The sequence below is a fragment of the Bradyrhizobium sp. ma5 genome (assembly GCF_042258955.1).
Classification (GTDB): domain Bacteria; phylum Pseudomonadota; class Alphaproteobacteria; order Rhizobiales; family Xanthobacteraceae; genus Bradyrhizobium.
This window is the reverse complement of record NZ_CP170156.1, coordinates 1567160-1585853: the sequence shown is the minus strand read 5'-3', so window position 1 is coordinate 1585853 and position 18694 is coordinate 1567160. Positions and strand designations below refer to the sequence as shown.

General features: G+C 59.9%; 17 protein-coding genes. 9 read left to right on the top strand and 8 right to left on the bottom strand.

Annotated features, from left to right (window positions below; translation table 11 throughout):
* The first annotated feature begins 214 nt into the window (after window positions 1-214).
* From ACE103_RS07450 to ACE103_RS07440, 3 genes are all read left to right on the top strand, one after another.
* On the top strand, window positions 215-1498 hold the full coding sequence (locus ACE103_RS07450; RefSeq protein ID WP_375778895.1) for an AAA family ATPase: 1284 nt from the start codon (window positions 215-217) through the stop codon (window positions 1496-1498).
* Window positions 1499-1527: 29 nt separating this feature from the next.
* On the top strand, window positions 1528-1677 hold the full coding sequence (locus ACE103_RS07445) for a hypothetical protein (RefSeq protein WP_375778894.1): 150 nt from the start codon (window positions 1528-1530) through the stop codon (window positions 1675-1677).
* A 398-nt stretch (window positions 1678-2075) separates the two neighbouring features.
* Window positions 2076-2912, top strand: coding sequence for a hypothetical protein (locus tag ACE103_RS07440; RefSeq protein ID WP_375778893.1), 837 nt, complete (start codon window positions 2076-2078; stop codon window positions 2910-2912).
* Between the two features lie 2030 nt (window positions 2913-4942).
* Here ACE103_RS07440 and ACE103_RS07435 read toward each other — a convergent pair.
* The 6 genes from ACE103_RS07435 to ACE103_RS07410 form a co-directional block, all read right to left on the bottom strand.
* A complete protein-coding gene (locus ACE103_RS07435) occupies window positions 4943-5389 on the bottom strand; it encodes a hypothetical protein (protein WP_375778892.1) in 447 nt (148 codons plus the stop codon).
* A 14-nt stretch (window positions 5390-5403) separates the two neighbouring features.
* Complete coding sequence (locus ACE103_RS07430; protein WP_375778891.1) at window positions 5404-6489, bottom strand: hypothetical protein; 1086 nt, start codon at window positions 6487-6489, stop codon at window positions 5404-5406.
* A gap of 311 nt (window positions 6490-6800) precedes the next feature.
* Window positions 6801-8207 (bottom strand): hypothetical protein, encoded by a 1407-nt coding sequence (locus ACE103_RS07425; RefSeq protein WP_375778890.1) that lies wholly within the window; start codon window positions 8205-8207, stop codon window positions 6801-6803.
* Window positions 8204-9544, bottom strand: a complete 1341-nt coding sequence (locus ACE103_RS07420) for a CHAT domain-containing protein (protein ID WP_375778889.1) — start codon at window positions 9542-9544, stop codon at window positions 8204-8206. The genes ACE103_RS07425 and ACE103_RS07420 overlap by 4 nt, the downstream gene beginning before the upstream one ends.
* A gap of 22 nt (window positions 9545-9566) precedes the next feature.
* Window positions 9567-11039: a hypothetical protein gene (locus ACE103_RS07415; protein WP_375778888.1), complete on the bottom strand. Its 1473-nt coding sequence runs from the start codon at window positions 11037-11039 to the stop codon at window positions 9567-9569.
* Between the two features lie 9 nt (window positions 11040-11048).
* Window positions 11049-12383: a hypothetical protein gene (locus ACE103_RS07410; protein WP_375778887.1), complete on the bottom strand. Its 1335-nt coding sequence runs from the start codon at window positions 12381-12383 to the stop codon at window positions 11049-11051.
* A 180-nt stretch (window positions 12384-12563) separates the two neighbouring features.
* Between ACE103_RS07410 and ACE103_RS07405 the strand changes: the two genes are divergently transcribed.
* Window positions 12564-15155, top strand: a complete 2592-nt coding sequence (locus tag ACE103_RS07405) for a P-loop NTPase fold protein (protein ID WP_375778886.1) — start codon at window positions 12564-12566, stop codon at window positions 15153-15155.
* A 279-nt stretch (window positions 15156-15434) separates the two neighbouring features.
* On the opposite strand, the gene ACE103_RS07400 is transcribed toward ACE103_RS07405, so the two are convergent.
* Window positions 15435-15611 (bottom strand): RNA-binding protein, encoded by a 177-nt coding sequence (locus tag ACE103_RS07400; RefSeq protein ID WP_375778885.1) that lies wholly within the window; start codon window positions 15609-15611, stop codon window positions 15435-15437.
* Window positions 15612-15667: 56 nt separating this feature from the next.
* The gene (locus ACE103_RS07395) at window positions 15668-15895 is read right to left on the bottom strand and encodes a hypothetical protein (RefSeq protein WP_375778884.1); all 228 of its coding nucleotides are present in this window, start codon (window positions 15893-15895) and stop codon (window positions 15668-15670) included.
* A 78-nt stretch (window positions 15896-15973) separates the two neighbouring features.
* Between ACE103_RS07395 and ACE103_RS07390 the strand changes: the two genes are divergently transcribed.
* From ACE103_RS07390 to ACE103_RS07370, 5 genes are all read left to right on the top strand, one after another.
* Window positions 15974-16396 carry a hypothetical protein gene (locus tag ACE103_RS07390; RefSeq protein WP_375778883.1) on the top strand — a complete coding sequence of 141 codons (423 nt, stop codon included), beginning with the start codon at window positions 15974-15976 and terminating at the stop codon, window positions 16394-16396.
* Window positions 16397-16675: 279 nt separating this feature from the next.
* Window positions 16676-17026, top strand: a complete 351-nt coding sequence (locus ACE103_RS07385) for a hypothetical protein (RefSeq protein ID WP_375778882.1) — start codon at window positions 16676-16678, stop codon at window positions 17024-17026.
* A 32-nt stretch (window positions 17027-17058) separates the two neighbouring features.
* On the top strand, window positions 17059-17649 hold the full coding sequence (locus tag ACE103_RS07380) for a hypothetical protein (protein WP_375778881.1): 591 nt from the start codon (window positions 17059-17061) through the stop codon (window positions 17647-17649).
* Window positions 17650-17786: 137 nt separating this feature from the next.
* A complete protein-coding gene (locus ACE103_RS07375; RefSeq protein ID WP_375778880.1) occupies window positions 17787-18179 on the top strand; it encodes a hypothetical protein in 393 nt (130 codons plus the stop codon).
* A 159-nt stretch (window positions 18180-18338) separates the two neighbouring features.
* The gene (locus ACE103_RS07370; RefSeq protein ID WP_375778879.1) at window positions 18339-18620 is read left to right on the top strand and encodes a hypothetical protein; all 282 of its coding nucleotides are present in this window, start codon (window positions 18339-18341) and stop codon (window positions 18618-18620) included.
* The last annotated feature ends 74 nt before the right edge of the window (window positions 18621-18694 follow it).

Below are 18694 nucleotides of genomic sequence, written 5' to 3'. Positions count from 1 at the left end.
ATCACCCGCCGTCTCACTTGCCGCCGCGTGTCGTCGGGATGAACGGAAGGATTGTCACCACCGCTAGCCCCCGGTCGCACCGTCTGGCTGGGGAAATGTAACGAGGAAAGGTCGGAGAACGCGCGGGAAACGCTGGAAGAAATAGAACTTTGAGGAACACTTGCTATCAGGTTGCACCGTATCTCGGTACAATCAGACCCGAATCGAGGCACCCATGGCAATTCGAGGCGTAACCGATGAAGATTTGAAGCGGGTTCTCTCTGAGAACCTGACGCCATCGGATTCGATCAAGACGCCGGAGCGTCTGTTCGGTCGGGAAAAAACCCTCACAACGATCGACCGTGCTTTCAGCTCTCCCGGGCGCCAGATCTTCATCTACGGAGATCGCGGCGTAGGAAAAACCTCGCTGGCGTTGACAACGGCCTACCTGCACACAGGCGTCGAAAATCTACCAATCTATGCGATGTGTGGGAAGACCAATAACTTCGCTCAGACTATCCAGGCAATTGGCAACGCGCTGGTGCCGGTGGAAGAGCGGATGGAGAAAGCAGCTTCGGGAGGCAGCTTTAATTTCAGCTTGCCCGGAGGGCTGGGCGGAGTTGGACTATCCGGGGGCACAAAAGGGAGCACCAATATTCCCGCGCCGCAGTCGCTAACGGAAGCGCTCGACATCGTCCGATACGTGGCATCCAAGCGGAAGAGCACGACCATCATCATTGTCGATGAATTGGAGCGCATCGATAGCACCGCGGAGCGCGAGAAGTTCGCGGAGTTCATGCGGAATATCCCCGAGCTGAACGCTGACGTTCGATTCATTTTCTGCGGCATCATGCATGACGTGACGGAGCTGTTGCAGTCGCACGCGCCGGCTGGGCGCATACTCGAAACGATCGAGCTGACGCGGCTTAACTACACCGATCTTTGGAAAATCTTGACCGTGGTTGCGAAGAAGTTGAATATCGAGATTCAGGAAGAAGCGCTGATCCGTATTGGGCAAGTTAGCGATGGGTTCCCCCACTACGTTCACCTCATCGGCGAATGCCTGTTTTGGGCGATGTTCGACGACGTAGCGGAGGTGACCAAGTCGGGGCCGGAGCATTTCAAGACGGCGATCACGGGAGCACTACAACGGACAGAAGCAGCGCTGCGAGCAGCATATGAGAAGGCCACCCATAAGATCCGCAACACGGCGGATTACGAGGAGGCCCTGTGGGCACTCGCCGATAGCACGTCGGACAAGCGGCAGATCGCGGAGATTTATGACTCCTCTTCCAAGTGGATCATGCTGAAGCGGACCGGCCGCAACATGCTGACCCGAGAGCAGTTGAATCAGCGCTATTTGGCTATGCGAAAGGATTCTCACGCGCGGATCATTGCCGGCTTTGGCTCCGGGTGGTTTGCGTTCCGTGAGAACATCATGCGCGGTTACGTGAGGCTTCGGGCCGAGTCACGAGGCATCGACCTTGGACGGCACAACAACACGGCGGGAATGCGCTGAGCGAGCGCGGGATCGCGTTGTGAGCGCGCATGTCAGAGTATCGGCACAATCACTACGTCCCGATCTGGTATCAGGAGCGTTTCATGCTTCCGGGCCAGCATCGATATTTTCGTCTCGATCTGAGCCCGGAGGTCGTGACCAACGGGAAGGTAAAATACACGCGCAACGACACCCATTAGTGGAGTCCTGACAGGATTTTCTCTCAGGACGATCTGTATACGACGCTTTGGGGCGGTGTTCCCAATGTCGAGATAGAGCGCTTCTTCTTCGGACAGCTCGATAATGACGCGCCGACTGCCCTTGATGTCTGTTCATCGAATGACCTGGGCCGACATCGTCGGGGACCCTCCCTCGACCTAGCACATCGATCACGTCGGGCGCCCCTGCGGGGCTTCAAGATGACCGTGGCTTGCTTCATCAAGGAAAGTCGTTTGAGGCTTCGACCTGAAACAGGGTTTTGCAAATCAGGAACGGCGGGTTTCCCTTGGACATACCAGATTGATGTTCTACACCCTTAAGTCGCAAGAACGTTTACAGCATTGAACGAAAATACGCATTCTAAGTGCCGGGGGACCATATGACTCAATTCAATATTGCCATCACCAACTGCAACAGCGTGGACCGTGCCGAAGTAGTTCTCACGAAGGGCACGCTCAATATTAAATATGGCCCGAATGGCTTGGGCAAAAGCACATTGGCTAAGGCAATCGTCAGCAAGATCAGAGGGGATGGTGGCCTTCAAGACCTCGTACCATTCAAACACCGTGGCAATGCGGAGGCGGCACCTCCAGAAGTTGAAGGCATCGACGACTTGGCGTCGGCCTTGGTCTTTGATGACGACTACGTTCAGCAGTTCGTATTCCAAAAAGACGAAGTGCTCAAAAATAGCTTCGACATCTTCATAAAGACCCTGGAATACTTCGCCGCGATGGGTGCTATCGCCGCCCTGCAGGACCCAATTCTCGCAGCCATTTATTTGCGGCGAGATTACGAGCTGCGGGATGATGTCGGGCTGGAATACAATCTTCTAGCTAGCCTGTTCAAGGGGCGAGCCGTGCCGACGCTGCAATCAAAAACCGAGAACCGGGATATGACGCCCGAGGAAAAGGGGGCAGCAGAAGCCAGCATCCGAGAAGAGCACCTTCCCGGGTTTTCCTACGACGCACTTGTCGCGGAGGTGAACGATGTAAACTGCATCCGTGCGAAATTTTTGGCCACAGACGTCGGTTATGAGAAAATCCAACTATTCCGGGTTTTCAACATTGATCACGACGACGACGTGATCCGGAAATTTATCAACGAGTCTTATCACATCGAGAATGAGTATGTGATGCAGCTCAATCCGCATAAGTTCGAGAGCATTCCTGAGTACGTCATCGAAGAGTGCGTACGACTGTTGCCTATGTCTAGTTAGTGATCCCGTCGATTTCGTTGCAGTGGCACAACGTCAGAGTGGCTGGTGGTAAGGACAGAGGAGCCGGGTAGATTGACGTATGGGTCGCAGCACCGGTTTTGCGAGACCATCCACTCGGCGCCGCTGCCAACCGTAAATCCGCTCTCAAGAAGCGTTTCGGGCTCCTCAGTAACCTGCAGGAACTAGGTCTGTCTTCCCAAAATTCGAGTCCCTCAGACTTCCGTAAAGGCGTCGCAGTACTTTGCCAGATAGTTTCGGCAAACATACCGAACAGTGTGTCGGATCCTAACGTGGAACCGACGGCCAGGATCGAGGCAGCCGGCAAGTGTCTCTTGCGCGGCACTGTTCCAGCACGCATGAATCACGCGCAATCCAGGAAGATCCAACCAGACCGGCAAACTCTTGAACCAGGCGAGTGCCTGCTGATGAGCAGCAGACCCCTCCCCAATCTGCCCGAGAAATTCTTGATGCTGATGGGCGTTCTTTTCGGTGTGCGGCCGAAGAAATGGGCCGCGTTCCGCGCAATTGGTCTCTGGAGGTTGGTTTGCCGAACTCGAGCAGACGCCGAATAGGCCGTCCGGCGTGCCCGCTACATGCCATTGGAAACCGTCGCTCCATTGAGCGATCATCCGACCGTCAGCCTTCAGGCTATTGCCAGCTGACCAGCCCGGCTCACGCCGGGCGCGGTGACCCGCCGGCAGCTACACCACGATCTTCTTCCTAAGCGGTTCTCCCGCCTCGAATAGGAAAGTTTGGGAATACGTCGGCTAAACTGACGCGTGAGGGCGATAGCCCCAATCGCATACTGACAGGGTGTCAACAAATCCTCGCAACCAAATTGGATGCCGTAGCGGACTGCTGCAATCACAAGCTTGCGCCGGCCGCCCACGCTCATAAATTTGTGCTGAAAGGCTCGCTAAGGGGAGAAGGCATCGTCAAGGAGTAGCAACTGCCAGACAGGATTGAACTAATGCGGCAATCCCGTAGACTATTGACTCTATTTCGTTTTTCGGTCCAGCGATCTTGTTTTGTGTGGCACTCTTGGGTGGCGCTATCCTCGCTAAAACGTATCGCATAAGGACCGAAATTGCATCCGTTTATTGCCGCCGCTTCGCGACGGTCCGGAGCGCCGGTCCGCCGCTTGAGTAGCGGCGTCATCCGAACGGTAGCCGCTTCCACGGGTCGCCGAGGTGTTCCCACGACAACAGTCCTGTCATCGGGCCGGACTGCGGCAGGAGGTCGTAAGGTGCGATCAAGACGCCGCGCGGCGTCGGCCGCCACTTTAATTCCGAATCATGACGTGCGGCCGCTTCACGTCCACTCCGCGGCGTCGTGTAACAAGTATGTGACAACAAACGGCTGTGGCGTGCCGACCACGTCGAGCATACCCTTCCAGCAAATCGATCCAGCGCACGTCGCAGCGGCGTTCGAACCCGCGGCGAAGCGGAGCGCACCCTTGCCGAGGGCCACGATCTGCAGATCGTCGAAACCGGCGTGCCAGAAGCGGCCATCGAAGCCTCGCGGCGACGCGCCGGCGAGCCCTCTGGACTACAAAATGAAAGAGCAGGCCGATTCACTTGCGGAAAAAGGTCGAAGATCTGCGCAGGCTTCTTGCCGAGGCCGGCGCAGCGCAGCGGTCGAAACCGGAGCTTCCGACCATGCAGTCCGCGATTGGCACGGTTGCTGCGCTTGGGCCAAGCTCAATAGGTCGCCCCGGGGAAAGAACGGCGCCTCGGACGAGTATCATTCAGCAGCTTCGAACGGCTTCCTCCCAGGTCCTATTCCAGGCGCACGCCCGAACGACGGCATCGATCGTCGGAGGAAACGGGGGCTGGAGCGCTCTCCATCGCGGGAATCGAAATAGAGGTGCAAGTGAATTGGGCGACGGATTCGAGTCGAATATCGCCGGCGCCGGGAACGCATCTGCGGAGTTTGCGTAGCAGCGGAGGCGTCAAGCGGGTGCTCAGCGAGCATGGTCCGGCGTGATGGGGGCACCTCAACCGGCACATCGCGCGCCTGGCGCCTGAACGCTAGAAGTCCCACGGGTCATCACCTGGGAGCGGCTTGACGCCTCCCCACCCGCCGGGTGCGGCGTTGCTCCCGAAGTCTGGGGGCGGCTTGACTTCCCTTTTCGCCAGCCCGGCCGAGGCCGGTGAGGGGAGTTCGGCCAAGACGGGTGCGGGCCGGCGCAGCTTGTTCACGGATTTTTTTACCCGTTCGAAAGCGGCGCTGTCCATCGTCAAGGTCAACTTTTCTGTTTCTGCGGATTGCATGAATGCGTCTATCAGACCCAGATTGTGCAGGGTTCTGATACTTCGTACGAAGTTCTCCGCCGATACCGCTTTGCGCAGGCTGGCGGATGCGGACCGAGCCTTCGCGCTGTTCGCCCGCTTGGTCGCCGGCGATTTTCTGCCTTTGCGAGCCGGCGATTTCTTGGGTTTGGAAGCGGCGACGTGTCGCGATGTTTTTCGGGCCATGAGATTCTCCTTTTTCAAGGCTGGACCTGCAGCCTAAATTCCTTGCTCTTCTGTTGATCGATCGCGATGACAGCGAGAACCTCGGACGGGGTGCCGCCACCCGTCACGCGTTGCCCGGCGTACAGCATGCCGACCGGTTGTCGTCCTGTGGCACGCCGCCCTGCGATCACGGCGCCACTGCCACGGCCTGCCGAGAACAGGAAGCCGCGCAGCGAGTCAACGCCGGCCACGTCCACGGCAAGGCCGATCGTGACCTGATGCTTGTCGCTGCGCCCCACGCTGAGATCGAGCGACGCGTCGGCGACGCGCAAGAGCGTGCCGACCGGCGCGAAGACCACCTTCGGGGTGCCCTCCAGGGTGACCGTCGTCGTGAAGATCAGGTCATCGGTCATGGTCGGCGCAGCGCCGGCTTTGCCGTCCTTGCCGGCCAGGTTTCCGAACAGCAGCAGCCTGCTGAAATCCTTGACGGTGCGGTCCACGCCGACACGGCCTGTGATAGGATAGACGTAGTTCGGTCCGACGATCTGCCCGTCGCAATAGCGGATGCCGCGCGGCGCCGCCGCGTCCAGATTGGCGAGAAGATAGCCGAAGGTGTCGGTCACCGTGAATGTGCGCTCGTTCGACCGCCTGCGGTTGGCGCTGCCGTTGATGCCGGCCGTGAAGTTCGGGTTTATGTCACGGAGCAGGTTCACGGAAGCGCCGATGTTGTTGTCCTCGTAAATGTTGAAGTCGAACGTGTAGGCGGCCCCCGCTTTCAGAAGCAGGTCGATGGCCTCACGCTCATGCACATATTTGGGCCCTGGGAACAGGCTGGAGTTAAACCCATCCAACAATTCCGGCTGTTGCTCGTAGAGCGCTACCAGACGGTCGGCGACGGGGTCGCGAACCCCTTCAGGGAGTCTGGCGAACAAGCCGCTCCCAATGAAGGCCAGGAAATCCATCAATGTCGATTTGACCGCCTCGCGCGTCTCGCACCGGATCTGTCGCACGATATGCGGAGTGTCGACGCCGGCGACCTGTTCCGGCAGCGGGTGGATAGCGCAGCCGCCGAGACCGGCGGAAACAACGGTGGCAGTCAGTATACGACGGATCAGGCTCATGGCGGCCCCCTGCCGGATAACGCATTCTATGATTAATGGCACGTCCAGTTTGCAATCAGAGATTTTGGGCAGCTTACAAAGCGAAAGTCTGTAGTATTCTCGCAACAGTTGTAATTTGTTTCCTCATGCGCCGGTTCGGCAGGGCGCGCTTACTCGCGCCGTTTCGCAGTAGCGCGAACGCGGCGGCGTGCAGCGCCATGGATTGTTTGCTTCCTCAAGGAAATCATACGGACCGGGGACGCGTTCGTGGAGACGTCAGTCGGCGGATCCTTCGGGTGAGTCCGGATTGGCGATCTCTCGCGCGGCGCCGCTCAGCGCAGCAGCGGCATTGCCACGGTGGGGTCACCGAGGATCACAGTGGTCTGGCGATCCATCGCCGCAAGCTTGCGATAAAGAGCCCAGTCACGCATTCCGGCAACATTGTCGTTGATCTGTTTCACGGCGGCCTGCCATCCGCCGTAGAACGCGCCGGCTTCCTTGAAGACGTCCTTCAGCGCGTAGCCGATGGGCGTGCGCATGTCTTGCTGATAGAGATTTTTGTACAGCGCGGCCTTGAGCGCGTGTGTGACGACCTGCTTGTTTTTGGGGTCCCGCAGCGTCCAGTCGAAGGTCGGCTCGACATGACCAACGAAGGCGCGCAGCGGGCTTGTCGCGCCGAGCAACGCCTTGGGCAGCGGCGCCACCGTCGCCCCGGCGGCACGTGCGACGCCGTTGAGCATTTGCTCGATCTCCCCTCCCGCAGGCAGCAGGTCCTTGTAGCGGGACTCGCTATCCGTTCCGGCGGAACAGCAGGCGTGCGCATACCAAATTGCGCCCGACGGCTGCCAGTCGGCGAATCTCGCCGGCCCGAGCGGTGTTTGCTCGACATCGACGAGGAAGCCGAGCTGCGACCGCAATACGGCCTTGTTGTCAAGGGGAGCAGTCATTCCATGGCTGGTCGTTACCACGAGGGAGGGTGTTCTTTCCTGCAGCGCGGTGCTGAGCGCGGCCCCAGTGGCCTCGCGTCCGTTGAAGCGAACTCGCCGCTTCAGGTCCTCATCGGCCAGGAATTCCTGCCAGAGCTTGCCGGCGATCGCTTCGGCCATCAGCCAAGTGATGTCCGAAAGGCCATAATCGACGCTCCACACCACTGGCGCTCGCGGGTCGGAGGTCTCTCCAGCCCAATCGCTGATGAGCGCATCAACGTACCGGCGCAGACCTTCGTCAGGAAGGTCGAGGCGGCCGACGAAAGTCGACATGTTGAGCGCGTATTGAACCGCCCAGGGAATCTGCTGCGGGGATCCGACGATCAGCAGATATTGCGGTATCCTGCCCCTGCCGATTCCGGGATTGGGCGCCTGCACCGAAAGGTCCTGCGGCGGCATGTCCGGATAGTAGCGCCGCAAATATCCCTGCTGCAGCTCGGCGCGATAGCGCAGGACAGGCGCATTTTTGCGCGCCTTGAGCAGGTCGCGGATCGGCGCGGGTGCATCGTCGCCCCTCGCGTTCTCGGCGGCGCTGATCTGATCATTGTCGGAAAGAACGACACCCCAGCCGACGTCCGGGTGACTCCAGTCGCGCTGGTCGGCCGGCGCGGAAGGCGCGAGCCATTGCAGTTGCTCGGCGGTCGTTTCTATCTGCGCCCATCGCGTGCGTGTGGGTAACGCATCCTGCAGCGCCTTCGACCCGTCCCAGGCGTTGATCTGCAAGGCCTCCTGTCGTTCGATTCGATCGGTCATGCTGCGTCTATCACCCCAAAAGCGTTGGGCCGGAATTCCAAGGGGACCGCGGGGGCGGCATCGAGCAACATCAGGATATTTTGGCGGATCTCGGCCGGCGTCGTCGGCGGCAGCGTGCGCAATGCCTCGGCGACAGTGTCAACGCGCTGTTTCATTAAGGGATCGATCGGCTGCACCAGCTTGACCACCAGCGGCGCGCCGCGCTCGTAGAGCAACGGTAGCGTCCAGCGACCAAACGCGTCGGGCGGCGCGACCATGTACTTGTTGTGCACGCGACGCCGCGCCTCGATGACCGCCGAGGCGCAGTCGAGCAAAACGAGTGAATTCGGAGTGGCGCGTCCGAGTGCGGCCCACATTACTGCAAACAGTTTCTCATAGAAGGCCGCGGAAAAGGTCGAGGCGTCTGTGTCGGAAATGGGCTCGGCCATGCCGATGGTGACCGGGGAGCCACGCTTGGTGAGGATGCGGGCCATCGAATGCAGCCGCTCCACCACCTTGCCGCCCGAACAGCAGTTCAGGACGGTCAGCCAGGTTGTCTTCGTCAGCATCAGGATCTGGTTGAGGCGCTCCAGCGACACTACGACCGATCCCGACTTCGCGGCGATGTCGGTGTCGTTGATGTTCGCGAACTCTAGGTTCTGGACTCCCACGGTCACGAAGCCGTGGCAAAAGAAATGCAGGATCTCGACCGGCTTCTCCACTAAGAGCCGGTCCATCGCTTGGACATCGCCCGGGATCGGCGCCACCTTGATCCCGGCGGGCCATCCGGCGGCGGGCGGCTCTAGCAGTTCCTGGTCGCCCAGATAGATTGTGCACTCGACTTCGAGGCCCGCCGCGCGGGCCGCCGCAACCTGGGCAGAGATGCTGGCGTACTCGTTCGCGGCGGAGATGCCGGCCGGCGACAGGAACGCGGCCATGCGAATCAGGCCCGCAAATGTCCGTGCGTCCGAAGCATTGTCATTCATCGAGGCAAGCCGGCTGACCGCGCATTGATGCGCGAGAAACTGGCGAGGCGCCAAGGCGCATAGGGTTTCCCAGCGATATCGCTCGCCCGGTATGCTGATGAAGAACTTCAGCAGCGCATTCGCCGGCGCGCCGAATATCTGGGTCAGCTCGGCGTTGATCGCGGGATGATTGGCAAGCTCGGAGTGGATCTTCGTTCCATAGGCCTCAACATTCGCGACGGTGTCCAGCGGTGGCAGCGGATCGAGCGTGAGCGGCTGCCACGTCAGCGCATCTGGATATTCGAAATCCTGGTTGTCTACCCGGCAGCGGAACAGGCGCGCGGCGAGGCCGCCACCTGTCCATTCAGTGATTTCGACAAGCGCGTCGCGCATCAATATCTCCGGCCTGCGACCGTCATTGCGACCGCTTCAGATAGTCTCCGACGATGTTCTGGATATCGGAAAGCGTTTTCTGCACAGTCTGACTCTGCGCGGCCGCCTCGACCTGGTCGAGCGCGGCGGTAGGCTTGCTGAACAGGACGTCGGTCGATACGCGTCGAAGCTGATCGAGCGAAGCGCTTTCGACATAGCGCTGCGCTGCGGAAGCCCAATCTGGCGCCTGTTTGAGATCGAGCCCGATAGCTGGAATGTAGACGCCTGCCTTCGCCCGCGCCCGGTCCACCCAAGACGCCTGCCTCGCGAGCTCTGGAGATTCCGCGGGCAGCACGCTCGAGGCGATTGCGGGATGGAAACCGGCATGAGCGGCGACGCTCTCCGGCTGACAGTACAAAAAGCCATTAGCGAGCTTTGGCGGATGCGCCGGCTCCGGCGAAAACAGAAAGCGAAAGGTTTCGCGCAGGTCGTGCGCGCAGTCCGGCCTCGCGAGATGGAACAATACCGAGCCGGGCCTGCTCTGCGCCAGAGTGTCGGCGACGAAAGCCATAGCCCCGTCATCGATGTCGCCCGCCGGCGGTGAAAACATCGCGGTCCAGGCGCCCACCCTCGCTAGGGCCGCCCCGACGTCGGCGATTTCGATGGCCGCCAGCGTCTGCGCCTCGGTATCGTGCGGCGAGCGGCTGAGCAGTAGCACCGCTGAACTCTCCGTCGCTCTCGTCCTGCACACGAAGTGTACCGCGTCGAGACTTCGTCCTTCGAGCGCCGCGCAGATCCAGTCGAACCAGGGCGAGACAAAGTTGGACCGTTCGGCTGCGGCTCGGGTGCTCTCGTTTGCAGTGTGGACATTGACGCGCTTGTCGAGCTTGACGCTCGGATTTGCCAGCACCTTGGCACAGGGGGCGCTGGCAAAGACGTGGATCCGGGTCTGGACCCGCGGCGAGCCGGCGAGCAGCTCGGAGACAATGAGTTTGAGCTGGTCTACAGCGCTGTCCGGCGCGATCGACGGCGGCGGGTCGAACAGGATCGCTGCTTCCAGAACGTCTGTGTTCTCGCGCGGGCGCGCCAGGAAATCAGGAAGCCTGAACACAGGACGAACAAGCAGCTCGCTCAGCACCCGCTCCCAAGGCAAGATTCCCAGGAAGCCATAGGGGCGCACTAGATCGAGCCAGAGCGGCAGCTGCACGGCCGGGTCCATTAGCGAGACACCTGCTTTCAGTCCTTCCTGAAGCTGAAGTGGTAGGCTCAGCACGCTCATATCGTGCGCCTGATCTGGACTTAGGTGCTCGGAAACCCCGATTTCGTTGAGTGCGAGCCGCCAGGTTCGCCTGCCCTGCTCACTGATTTTACCGTAGCCGGCGAGGTCGAACATGACGTTCGCCTTGTCCTCCCCGAACGTCAGCATCGTACGCAGGACGATCAGGTCGGGATTGCTCTTCGCGAACGGATTGGGAATCGCTCTCAGGAAATCCGATAGGGTGGTCTGCAAAGGCATCGTCATGTCTCACGGCAAGGCCATCAAGGCACGGAGCGTCCAGGCGGTGAACTCGGTGGCGACGCCACCATGTGAGCCGATCCTATTAGGGACGGAGCCGTCGAGCCCAATGAGGCGCGCGCCCGCCAGATCAAGCGCCTCGCCGGGGCCGGGAATCGTATTGACAAGACGCTGGTCCGCGCCGCGAGGCCCGTAACCACCCAAAGCCGCATAGGCGTTCGGCGGATTGCCGGCCGCGGTCTCTCCGGCCGCGATCTGCAGCTCGCCGAGGTCCTCGCGGCGCAAGAGCGCCAGATGATAGATTTCGTGCAGCGGGATGTCGTGGTTGCTGTAGGTGGTGACGATCGGGTTGACGACTCGATCCAGCACGCTGCGATAGCCGCCTGGCCCTTCCCGGCCCGGCACGGTGGCCGCGAAGCTCAAATACGACACCGCCGGCTGCAGTAGCAGCAGTGAGCGTGCCGGGCTGCCGTTCGCCGGCTGCGCAGCGAGCGCCGACAACATTACCTTAGCTCCGAAGGAATGACCGACCATGTGGAGAGGGCCATGCGTCGACTGCTTGATGTCTTGCAGCAGCGCCGCCACGCCGTTGGATCCGACCGTGCCGGCGCGGTCCTTCATGATGTAGAGCGATGCCAGACGGACGGCCCAGCGCGGGTCCAGATAGCTGAGGATGCCGGCAGCTCCGAGGCCGGGTCTGGCCGCCCCGTCCGCCGTACCGAAATCGTCGAGATTGTCTCTGTTCGGTGCCCCGCCGCGCGCGGCCTGCATCGCGTTCATTGCCGCGACAATTTTGTCCTCGGACGCTGTTGCCTCGTCGGGGCCGACGCTGTCCGCCTTGACCGCCGGCACTAACATGCTGGCCAACTCCTTGGCCTCTGCTTGCGTCAACCGGGCCGCATCGATGAGCTGATAGAAGCGGTTCCAGTCGGTTGATGACGGTAGGATGTCGAGTAGCTCCTCAGCGACGCGTTCCGTCTCCGGATCCTGTCCGCGCGGTCCGGCCGCAGCCATCTGCGGCCCGCTGTCGGACGGCAGCCATATGCTCGGCCAGGTGACGCCGACGAAAATTGGCGCCGGCCCCGGCGGAAGGGGATTGGTCTGCAGCACTTCCTGCAAGCGGCTCAAAAAAGTTCGGTACAGGTCGACGGCGTCAGCGAAATCGTTGTTCCAGCCGTGGGAGAAGAACAGAACCGGAGAAGTCGGCGTCGCAGCCAGTGCCGCGAGCAACGCTGCTCGGGTGCCAGGCGAAGTGCATACGCCGTTCTTGTCGAAGCGCACCAGCCAGGTTTCAAGGTCGATGCCGTCGAGCGGATAGGGACCTGCCGGGCGAACTTCTGGCATGGGATTCCCCCAATGATTTTGACGAAAGGCGCGTAACTTAAAATTGAACCTTAGAACGAAAACACCTGCTTGTCGAGCATGAGACTGCGTAGCCACCGATCTCTACCTATTGCGCCCCGAAGTGCATTGGCATCCGGTATCGCCTTCAGATAGGCTTTCGTTCGAAAGCTGGAGATATCCATGGTCGATCTGGGCGGTCCCAATTTCGACAGCACATCGCGAGCCATCTTGCGCGAGGCGCGAATTTCGGGCGTGCGCCTGACCGATCTCGCCGCGCGTTTACTCTCGGAGACGGCCCGATGCCTCAAGTACAAAAATTCCCATGCCGACGAACTATCTTCCACATCGTACGTACTAACGGCTTTCATTTACGACCAAAACACCCAGGAGAGGTCCGAGGAGCTGGAGGACCTCAGATACGTCCTAGAATCAGCCGGACTTGAAAAGTCGGACTTGGAGCAAATGTCTGACGACTTCTTTTCCGAACCACCGGCAGTGCCTGCAGTTAACATTGAGGAGTACAATCTCAAGGCCGCGATCGGAGCAACGTTGGGGCCCGGGTTGAGGCAAGCGTTGCGAACTTGGAAGGTCGAAGAGCCGTTATCTGTGCCAGCGCTGGTGCAATCGCTCCTTGAGGACCAAGGCAGCGGGATTTCGGAGAGGGTCAAGAAAATTCTTGATATGCGGCGTGCCTCGATCGCATCCGAGGAGGCGGCAGCGCCTGTCGTGCTGGGCGCACGGCCCACCATCACGTCCAGGTCGAATGCGGATCCGACCTCGCAGCGTCGGCACGTTAGAATCGTCCGCGAGGCAACGCTCGACGAACTAGGCCTCAATGCAATCGACTACGCGAAGGCGCTTGCGACTATCCTTCGCGTTTCGGAAGGCGAATTCAGTTTTGCGCTTTTCGGCGCTTGGGGAAGCGGCAAGACCACACTGCTGAGATTGCTGAAGCCGCTATTGGAGAGCCCGGCGGAGTACCGGAACAACGTGAAAGTACCCAAGGCGGAAACCTACCCGGATCTTCGGTACAGGGTCGTCGTTCACAACGCCTGGAAATATCGAGCTCCGCCCGAATCTTGGGTCTACCTGTACAAGAGCCTAGCGACCGCCGTCACGACTTCCGCCGGTCCTCTGGAGCGCTGGGCGCTGGCTCTGCGAGTTGCTACCGATCGGAATGGGTCCATCGCGGTCCTGGCTTCGCTGGTCCTGCTCGCGCTTTCTCTTATTCCGATCCAGGCAAAGCTGCAATTGCTCTCGCTTTTGGCTTCTGCCGTCGGGCTTTCCACCCTCATCTATGCAGCTTCAATCTGGATGGGGGCAAGCAACAAAGTCAGGCAACTATTCCATCGCAATCTCAACCTTGTCGGGCGCGACGAAAATCTTGGAATGCTTGCCCTGATCGGTGACGACGTTCGTTTTCTCATGAAGGGTTGGACGAAGGACCGAGGTCCGTCGTGGTCTTGGCGCGATCCGATCATACCCGTCGCGTGCATCGCGGCCATCTCAATCATTTGGGCGATAGTTCTCTTGCAACGGTCCTCGTTCGACCTTGCAACATTCGCGCGTTGGATCGGCGTGTCCTGGAAAGAGGCTGCTTCGGGTCCATCGGTCGTCGATGCGACGCACTGGCTGATCCTGGTAATTTGGACGGGCCTCGCGCTGCTTCTGGTGATCTTGCCGAAATTCGCTCGAGAACGCAGGCCGGACAAAGTACTCCTCGTTGTAGATGATTTGGACCGATGTTCACCGACCGAAATGCTGAGTGTCATCGAGAATGTTCGTCTCCTTTTGGATGACGATGAAATCAACAGAAGATTGCAGGTGCTTATGCTGGTAGACGAACATGTTCTCAACCACGCTATTGCACTTCGCTACGAGACGATGATCGAAGATCGTGCTAAGAGATTGAATGACGCCGCGAAAAGTGAGGCGATGAACGGCATCGTTCAGGAGCAGATCGAGAAGTTGTTCGCATGCCATCTTCGAATGTCGCGTCTTTCCGACGATGACGTGGTGGAGCTCGTCACGAAACTAGCCGGGCACGAGAACGAGAAGCTCAAGAAGGAAGAGGCGGTGGCATTGGAAAGGCAGCGAAGGGACGCGGAGGGCGATCTGCACAAAGCAGCGGAATTAGTGGCGTCCCTGCAGGAGCAGTACGAGGAGGTCGCCGCCGGAAAACCGCTTCGCCGCGTAGATGAAGAAGGTCCTTCCCGCCACCAGTGGCCGGCAGCGGATAGAATGCGGATGGGCGACCATACGCCCAAGGGAATCGAAGAGAAGCGGCAGGCGAATGTTCAAAACGAACGCATCGATGCAGCAAATCGCGCAACCGCCTCCATGACCAGGGAGGAACGACTTGCAGGTCGGAAAGATGTCGTCGAAGCTCTCGATGGCGCCCGGTCTAACGAAGCGGCGCGCCGACAAGCCCTCGAAGCCCTCCCGCCGATTCCAACCCAGCTTTTTCCTAAACCCACGGAAACTCCCTTCGAGACTGGCGACGTGAGATTCTCGGACGACGAAATCGAAAAGCTTCGTGTCTTCATGCCGCATTATTTCCGAACCGCAAGGCGGCGTCCCAGCCCCCGATCGATTAAGGCGCTCCTGTTCAAATTGCAGCTTGCTCGTTTGCTCATGCAGCTGCGCTATCCGGATCTTGAGAACGAAGAGGCGAGGATGGAGGAGCTGCTGAAGGCATTCCAGAAGGAGGCAACCAACCCTCCGAAGGAGAATGAAAGCCTCCACACGCTGATCGTCCGGCAAGTTCTCTGAGCCAGCCCCTCTGGTCACTCACTGCCCTCGAGCCTGAAGGGCCGAGGCCGGTTTTATGCTCGATGCGTCGAAAACCTCGCTTGCCGAGCCACCCGGGAAAGTCGAACTGGGTCGCGTGTTGGCCGTCCAGATGGATTCGGACCTCCCGGACCGGCTCCGTCCGTAGCAGATGCATGGCTTAGGCCAACATGACAGCGCCTCCGTAGAAGTGCCGGTGCGGCTCGTCCCCCGGCGCTCCCGCCGTCGGCGGGCGTTCTACGAGAACTTATTGATCTAAGATCAAGGCTTTTCCCAGCGGGTCTTGGCGGCTTTTTGGGCGATTTCTTTCCGTCTTCGGGCGGATAATCCCGCCGCCCTGGCCTTGCCGCCCATGCGACCCAGCGCCACCGCGGCGGCGTTCTTGCCGTCCTCCGTGGTGATATCCTCGATCTCGCCGGTGGCGATCTTGGCGATCATGATGGCGTTGCCGATGGCATCGGCGGGGCGCTTCTCGCCCTTAGGTCCTCGTGGCACTAGCTCTCCAAGCAGTACTTACAGCAGCCCACGTCTTCGAACCGGTAGTGGCGTGCCATGAAGTCTTCCGCCTCATTCCGGCTGTTGAACGGCCCGTCCCAACCGGTCGCTCCAGAGCCGTTTTTGTCCTGATTTTCCTGCCCCTGACCGTCCCGGCAGTGTTTGCAACTGTGATAGTGGACGCGTGCCCGTTTCATCGGCGTTGCATGAAAAACATAAAAGGTCATCGGCGCGGGGTTCCATTGCCTTCGATTTGCCGTGCTTATCGGTAAGCAGAGCGGAATATGTAAGGGAGCGCGAGGACCATGGCAAACGATAAGCCTACGAGTCTGAGGATGGGCTTTGGTTACACCCAAGCCCGCGCTGCTGGCGCGCCGTTCGTGGCTCCTCTGACCACAAATCAAATGAACTGGCACCTAAAGGAAAAAGCCGCAGAGAAGGAATTGCGCGAACTTAGCGATAGCTTCCCGGATATTGGTCTTTCTTTGAAGATCATTATCAAGACCTTCGCGGCAAAGCATTCCGTGCAGGACATACTATACGCGGCAAAATGCGTTGTTGCCGATCAGTCTAGCACTGGGTTTGTGGTTACTGGGGCTGATGGGAAAGTCTACGTATCCAATACGGTACATTCTATTTTTATGGATTCTTTAGTTATCGAGCATGAAGGGCGCCCCTTCACCCTGTACCGGCTCTACATCGCAGATATCGCGGTGAAGCCAGCCTAGCAACTACAAGCGTGAGCAAAACGGGATCGAGCCCCCGGCACATCAAAGCGCCGGAGAATTTCCTGATGGAAGGTATCTACGAAGGGTACCAGCAGAACAATCGCCCCAAGTCCCAGAAGAGAGTCGCAATCTGACGCTCAACCCATGGCCGGCGGATTGCCCGGACTGACCGGTGGCCTAACTAGCTGCCGGTCCCCTTCACCCCATCATCATCGATCAGTCAGCCGGCCCTCACAAGCCGCGAATGTCACCGGCTGGATCGAAACCACAGAGCACGTGATGACATCCCGCCGACGAACCGAATTCGCCGCCTTCGTTCTCGACCTTCTGGATTTCATCGAGGAGAAAATTCAGGAGGCCTTGGACGACGAGACGTCAAGGGCCGCCGCAGTCGGCGAGGCCGCCGGCGCGGTACCTGTACTGCGCGATCGACTCCGCGAGAACGACGTCGTGAGTACCAACTTTATCCTCGTGCTCGGCAACATCATCGAGCAGCGCTGGGCGCCGGAGTGGTGGGACGGCTTCGCCAAGATGGACCGGCAGGAATTCGAAACCGCCGCCCGGGATCTGGTCGGGCCGCAGGGTCGGTTGGCCATCTTGCGTGGGCTGGTGCCGCAGGAAGAAGTCTAGGCGGCTTCTCGCCGAGAGAGGGCGACTCGGATATGCGTCGCAGCAGCGACCTCTCGGACAACTTGAACAAGTTTACCGGCAAGATCGAGCGCGCGGCGTTCATCAGCAACGGACCCGGAGGTTTGCAGCATGTAGCGATCGGTGGAGCAAGCGGCGGTCCCGGATCATCTGGTGGTCTTGGCGGGGGCAGCTACGTCGGCGGCGTCCCCAACCTGGTGAAGAGCACGCCCGGCGCGGCGCTGCCCGACTTCGGAGTCGGCCGCAGCGGCAGCATCATGCGGACCAGTCGTGAACGTGTTGGCGCTTTCACGGGCGCGGATAAGGTCCCGTCGATCGGCGGCTCTCTCGATACGGCCACGGGTCAGGGTCTCAGCGGCAACAGATACCTCGCCGCTCGACGTGCGAGGTTCCAGAGGGAGATAGACAGCGATCCGACCCTCAGGATGCATCTCGCGGCGATACAAGCCACCGAGGGCGCCAGCGGAGGCGGTACTATCGAGAGCCTGATGAACCGCGCCGACATGGAGGGCAAGACGCTCCGCCAGATGATCGGCATGGATGCCAACGGCGTTCCACATCTCGGCACCAAGGGTTATCTGAAGGGCAAACCAGATAGCTTCTAGGGCCCATCCGGCGGGGTGAAATCTACGGAGCGATCCGCAGGCTGCAGAGCAACCCGAAGGAGTCCTCCAAGTACGATGCCTACACCAACCGCGCTCTTGCGGGCAGCCACGTCATCGGTGGCTACACCGACCAGGGCTTGCCTACCGATCCCAACGGGTCTAGCCGAACCGGCATCCCCGGTTTCAAGATCAGTCCGAAGGACGGAAACGAGTTCACGGATTGGGTTGGTCCCGGCGGTAGACGCAAGTCGATCGACTACCGCCATTTCATTGAGCAGGGCATCGGCGGCAGCAGCGCCGCGCCGATTGCAAACGTCCCGGCGCCAACAGAGATGATCCAGAGCGTTCCTTCTCCGACGGCTGTCAATCCTGGAGCAGGTGCGGGGGACGTGCGCTCAGTCCCGGGGAACGTGGCAATTCACATCAACGGCAGCAGTCACGATCCCGAAGCATTGGCAACGCTAGTGCAGCGCCGGATTGACGAGTCGATGAACTGGCGCACTCACGACACCGCGAGTGAGTACGCCTGATCGCTGTCGGATAGATCATCACTGCTGGGACGGATGTACTCCTGGCAGTGATGGTCACATTTGCTGCAATGCAAACCGGTCGGCGAAACTGCAAATGGACTTGCAAACGCGGCTTCATCACAATGTTGCCGATCACTTCACACGCAAGGAGGATTTTACATGAGCCAACCCCGTCGCGGCTACAGCATCACGAACGAGAATGGCCGGCATGTCGCCCGGTCAACCGATGGCGACGACCTCGCAATCCATTCAGTCTACCTGCCCCGCGTGCTGGACGCTGTGGACGCATTCTGGAAGGTGCTTAACAATATCCGATCGCTCAGAGACCTCGATCAATCGACCATCGATAGCATGCCCGCGCCGCGCTGGCTGAGGGACTGGATTATCCATCCGACCAGCCACGTCGATCTTGATGCCGCCTATGCTCAGGGTGCTTGCTAATGCACCTCACTGAGGAATCTGGACGCTCCTGCCGGCGCTCGAAAAGCTGGGAGGAGACGATGCTGGAGCCGTCA

Coding starts and splice junctions, on each gene's coding strand:
- ACE103_RS07435 (WP_375778892.1), bottom strand. CDS start 5,389: ATGGCCCGAAAAACATCGCGACACGTCGCCGCTTCCAAACCCAAGAAA.
- ACE103_RS07385 (WP_375778882.1), top strand. CDS start 16,676: ATGACATCCCGCCGACGAACCGAATTCGCCGCCTTCGTTCTCGACCTT.
- ACE103_RS07400 (WP_375778885.1), bottom strand. CDS start 15,611: ATGATCGCCAAGATCGCCACCGGCGAGATCGAGGATATCACCACGGAG.
- ACE103_RS07425 (WP_375778890.1), bottom strand. CDS start 8,207: ATGACCGATCGAATCGAACGACAGGAGGCCTTGCAGATCAACGCCTGG.
- ACE103_RS07415 (WP_375778888.1), bottom strand. CDS start 11,039: ATGCCTTTGCAGACCACCCTATCGGATTTCCTGAGAGCGATTCCCAAT.
- ACE103_RS07405 (WP_375778886.1), top strand. CDS start 12,564: ATGGTCGATCTGGGCGGTCCCAATTTCGACAGCACATCGCGAGCCATC.
- ACE103_RS07450 (WP_375778895.1), top strand. CDS start 215: ATGGCAATTCGAGGCGTAACCGATGAAGATTTGAAGCGGGTTCTCTCT.
- ACE103_RS07370 (WP_375778879.1), top strand. CDS start 18,339: ATGAGCCAACCCCGTCGCGGCTACAGCATCACGAACGAGAATGGCCGG.
- ACE103_RS07440 (WP_375778893.1), top strand. CDS start 2,076: ATGACTCAATTCAATATTGCCATCACCAACTGCAACAGCGTGGACCGT.
- ACE103_RS07420 (WP_375778889.1), bottom strand. CDS start 9,544: ATGCGCGACGCGCTTGTCGAAATCACTGAATGGACAGGTGGCGGCCTC.
- ACE103_RS07445 (WP_375778894.1), top strand. CDS start 1,528: ATGTCAGAGTATCGGCACAATCACTACGTCCCGATCTGGTATCAGGAG.
- ACE103_RS07430 (WP_375778891.1), bottom strand. CDS start 6,489: ATGAGCCTGATCCGTCGTATACTGACTGCCACCGTTGTTTCCGCCGGT.
- ACE103_RS07395 (WP_375778884.1), bottom strand. CDS start 15,895: ATGACCTTTTATGTTTTTCATGCAACGCCGATGAAACGGGCACGCGTC.
- ACE103_RS07390 (WP_375778883.1), top strand. CDS start 15,974: ATGGCAAACGATAAGCCTACGAGTCTGAGGATGGGCTTTGGTTACACC.
- ACE103_RS07380 (WP_375778881.1), top strand. CDS start 17,059: ATGCGTCGCAGCAGCGACCTCTCGGACAACTTGAACAAGTTTACCGGC.
- ACE103_RS07410 (WP_375778887.1), bottom strand. CDS start 12,383: ATGCCAGAAGTTCGCCCGGCAGGTCCCTATCCGCTCGACGGCATCGAC.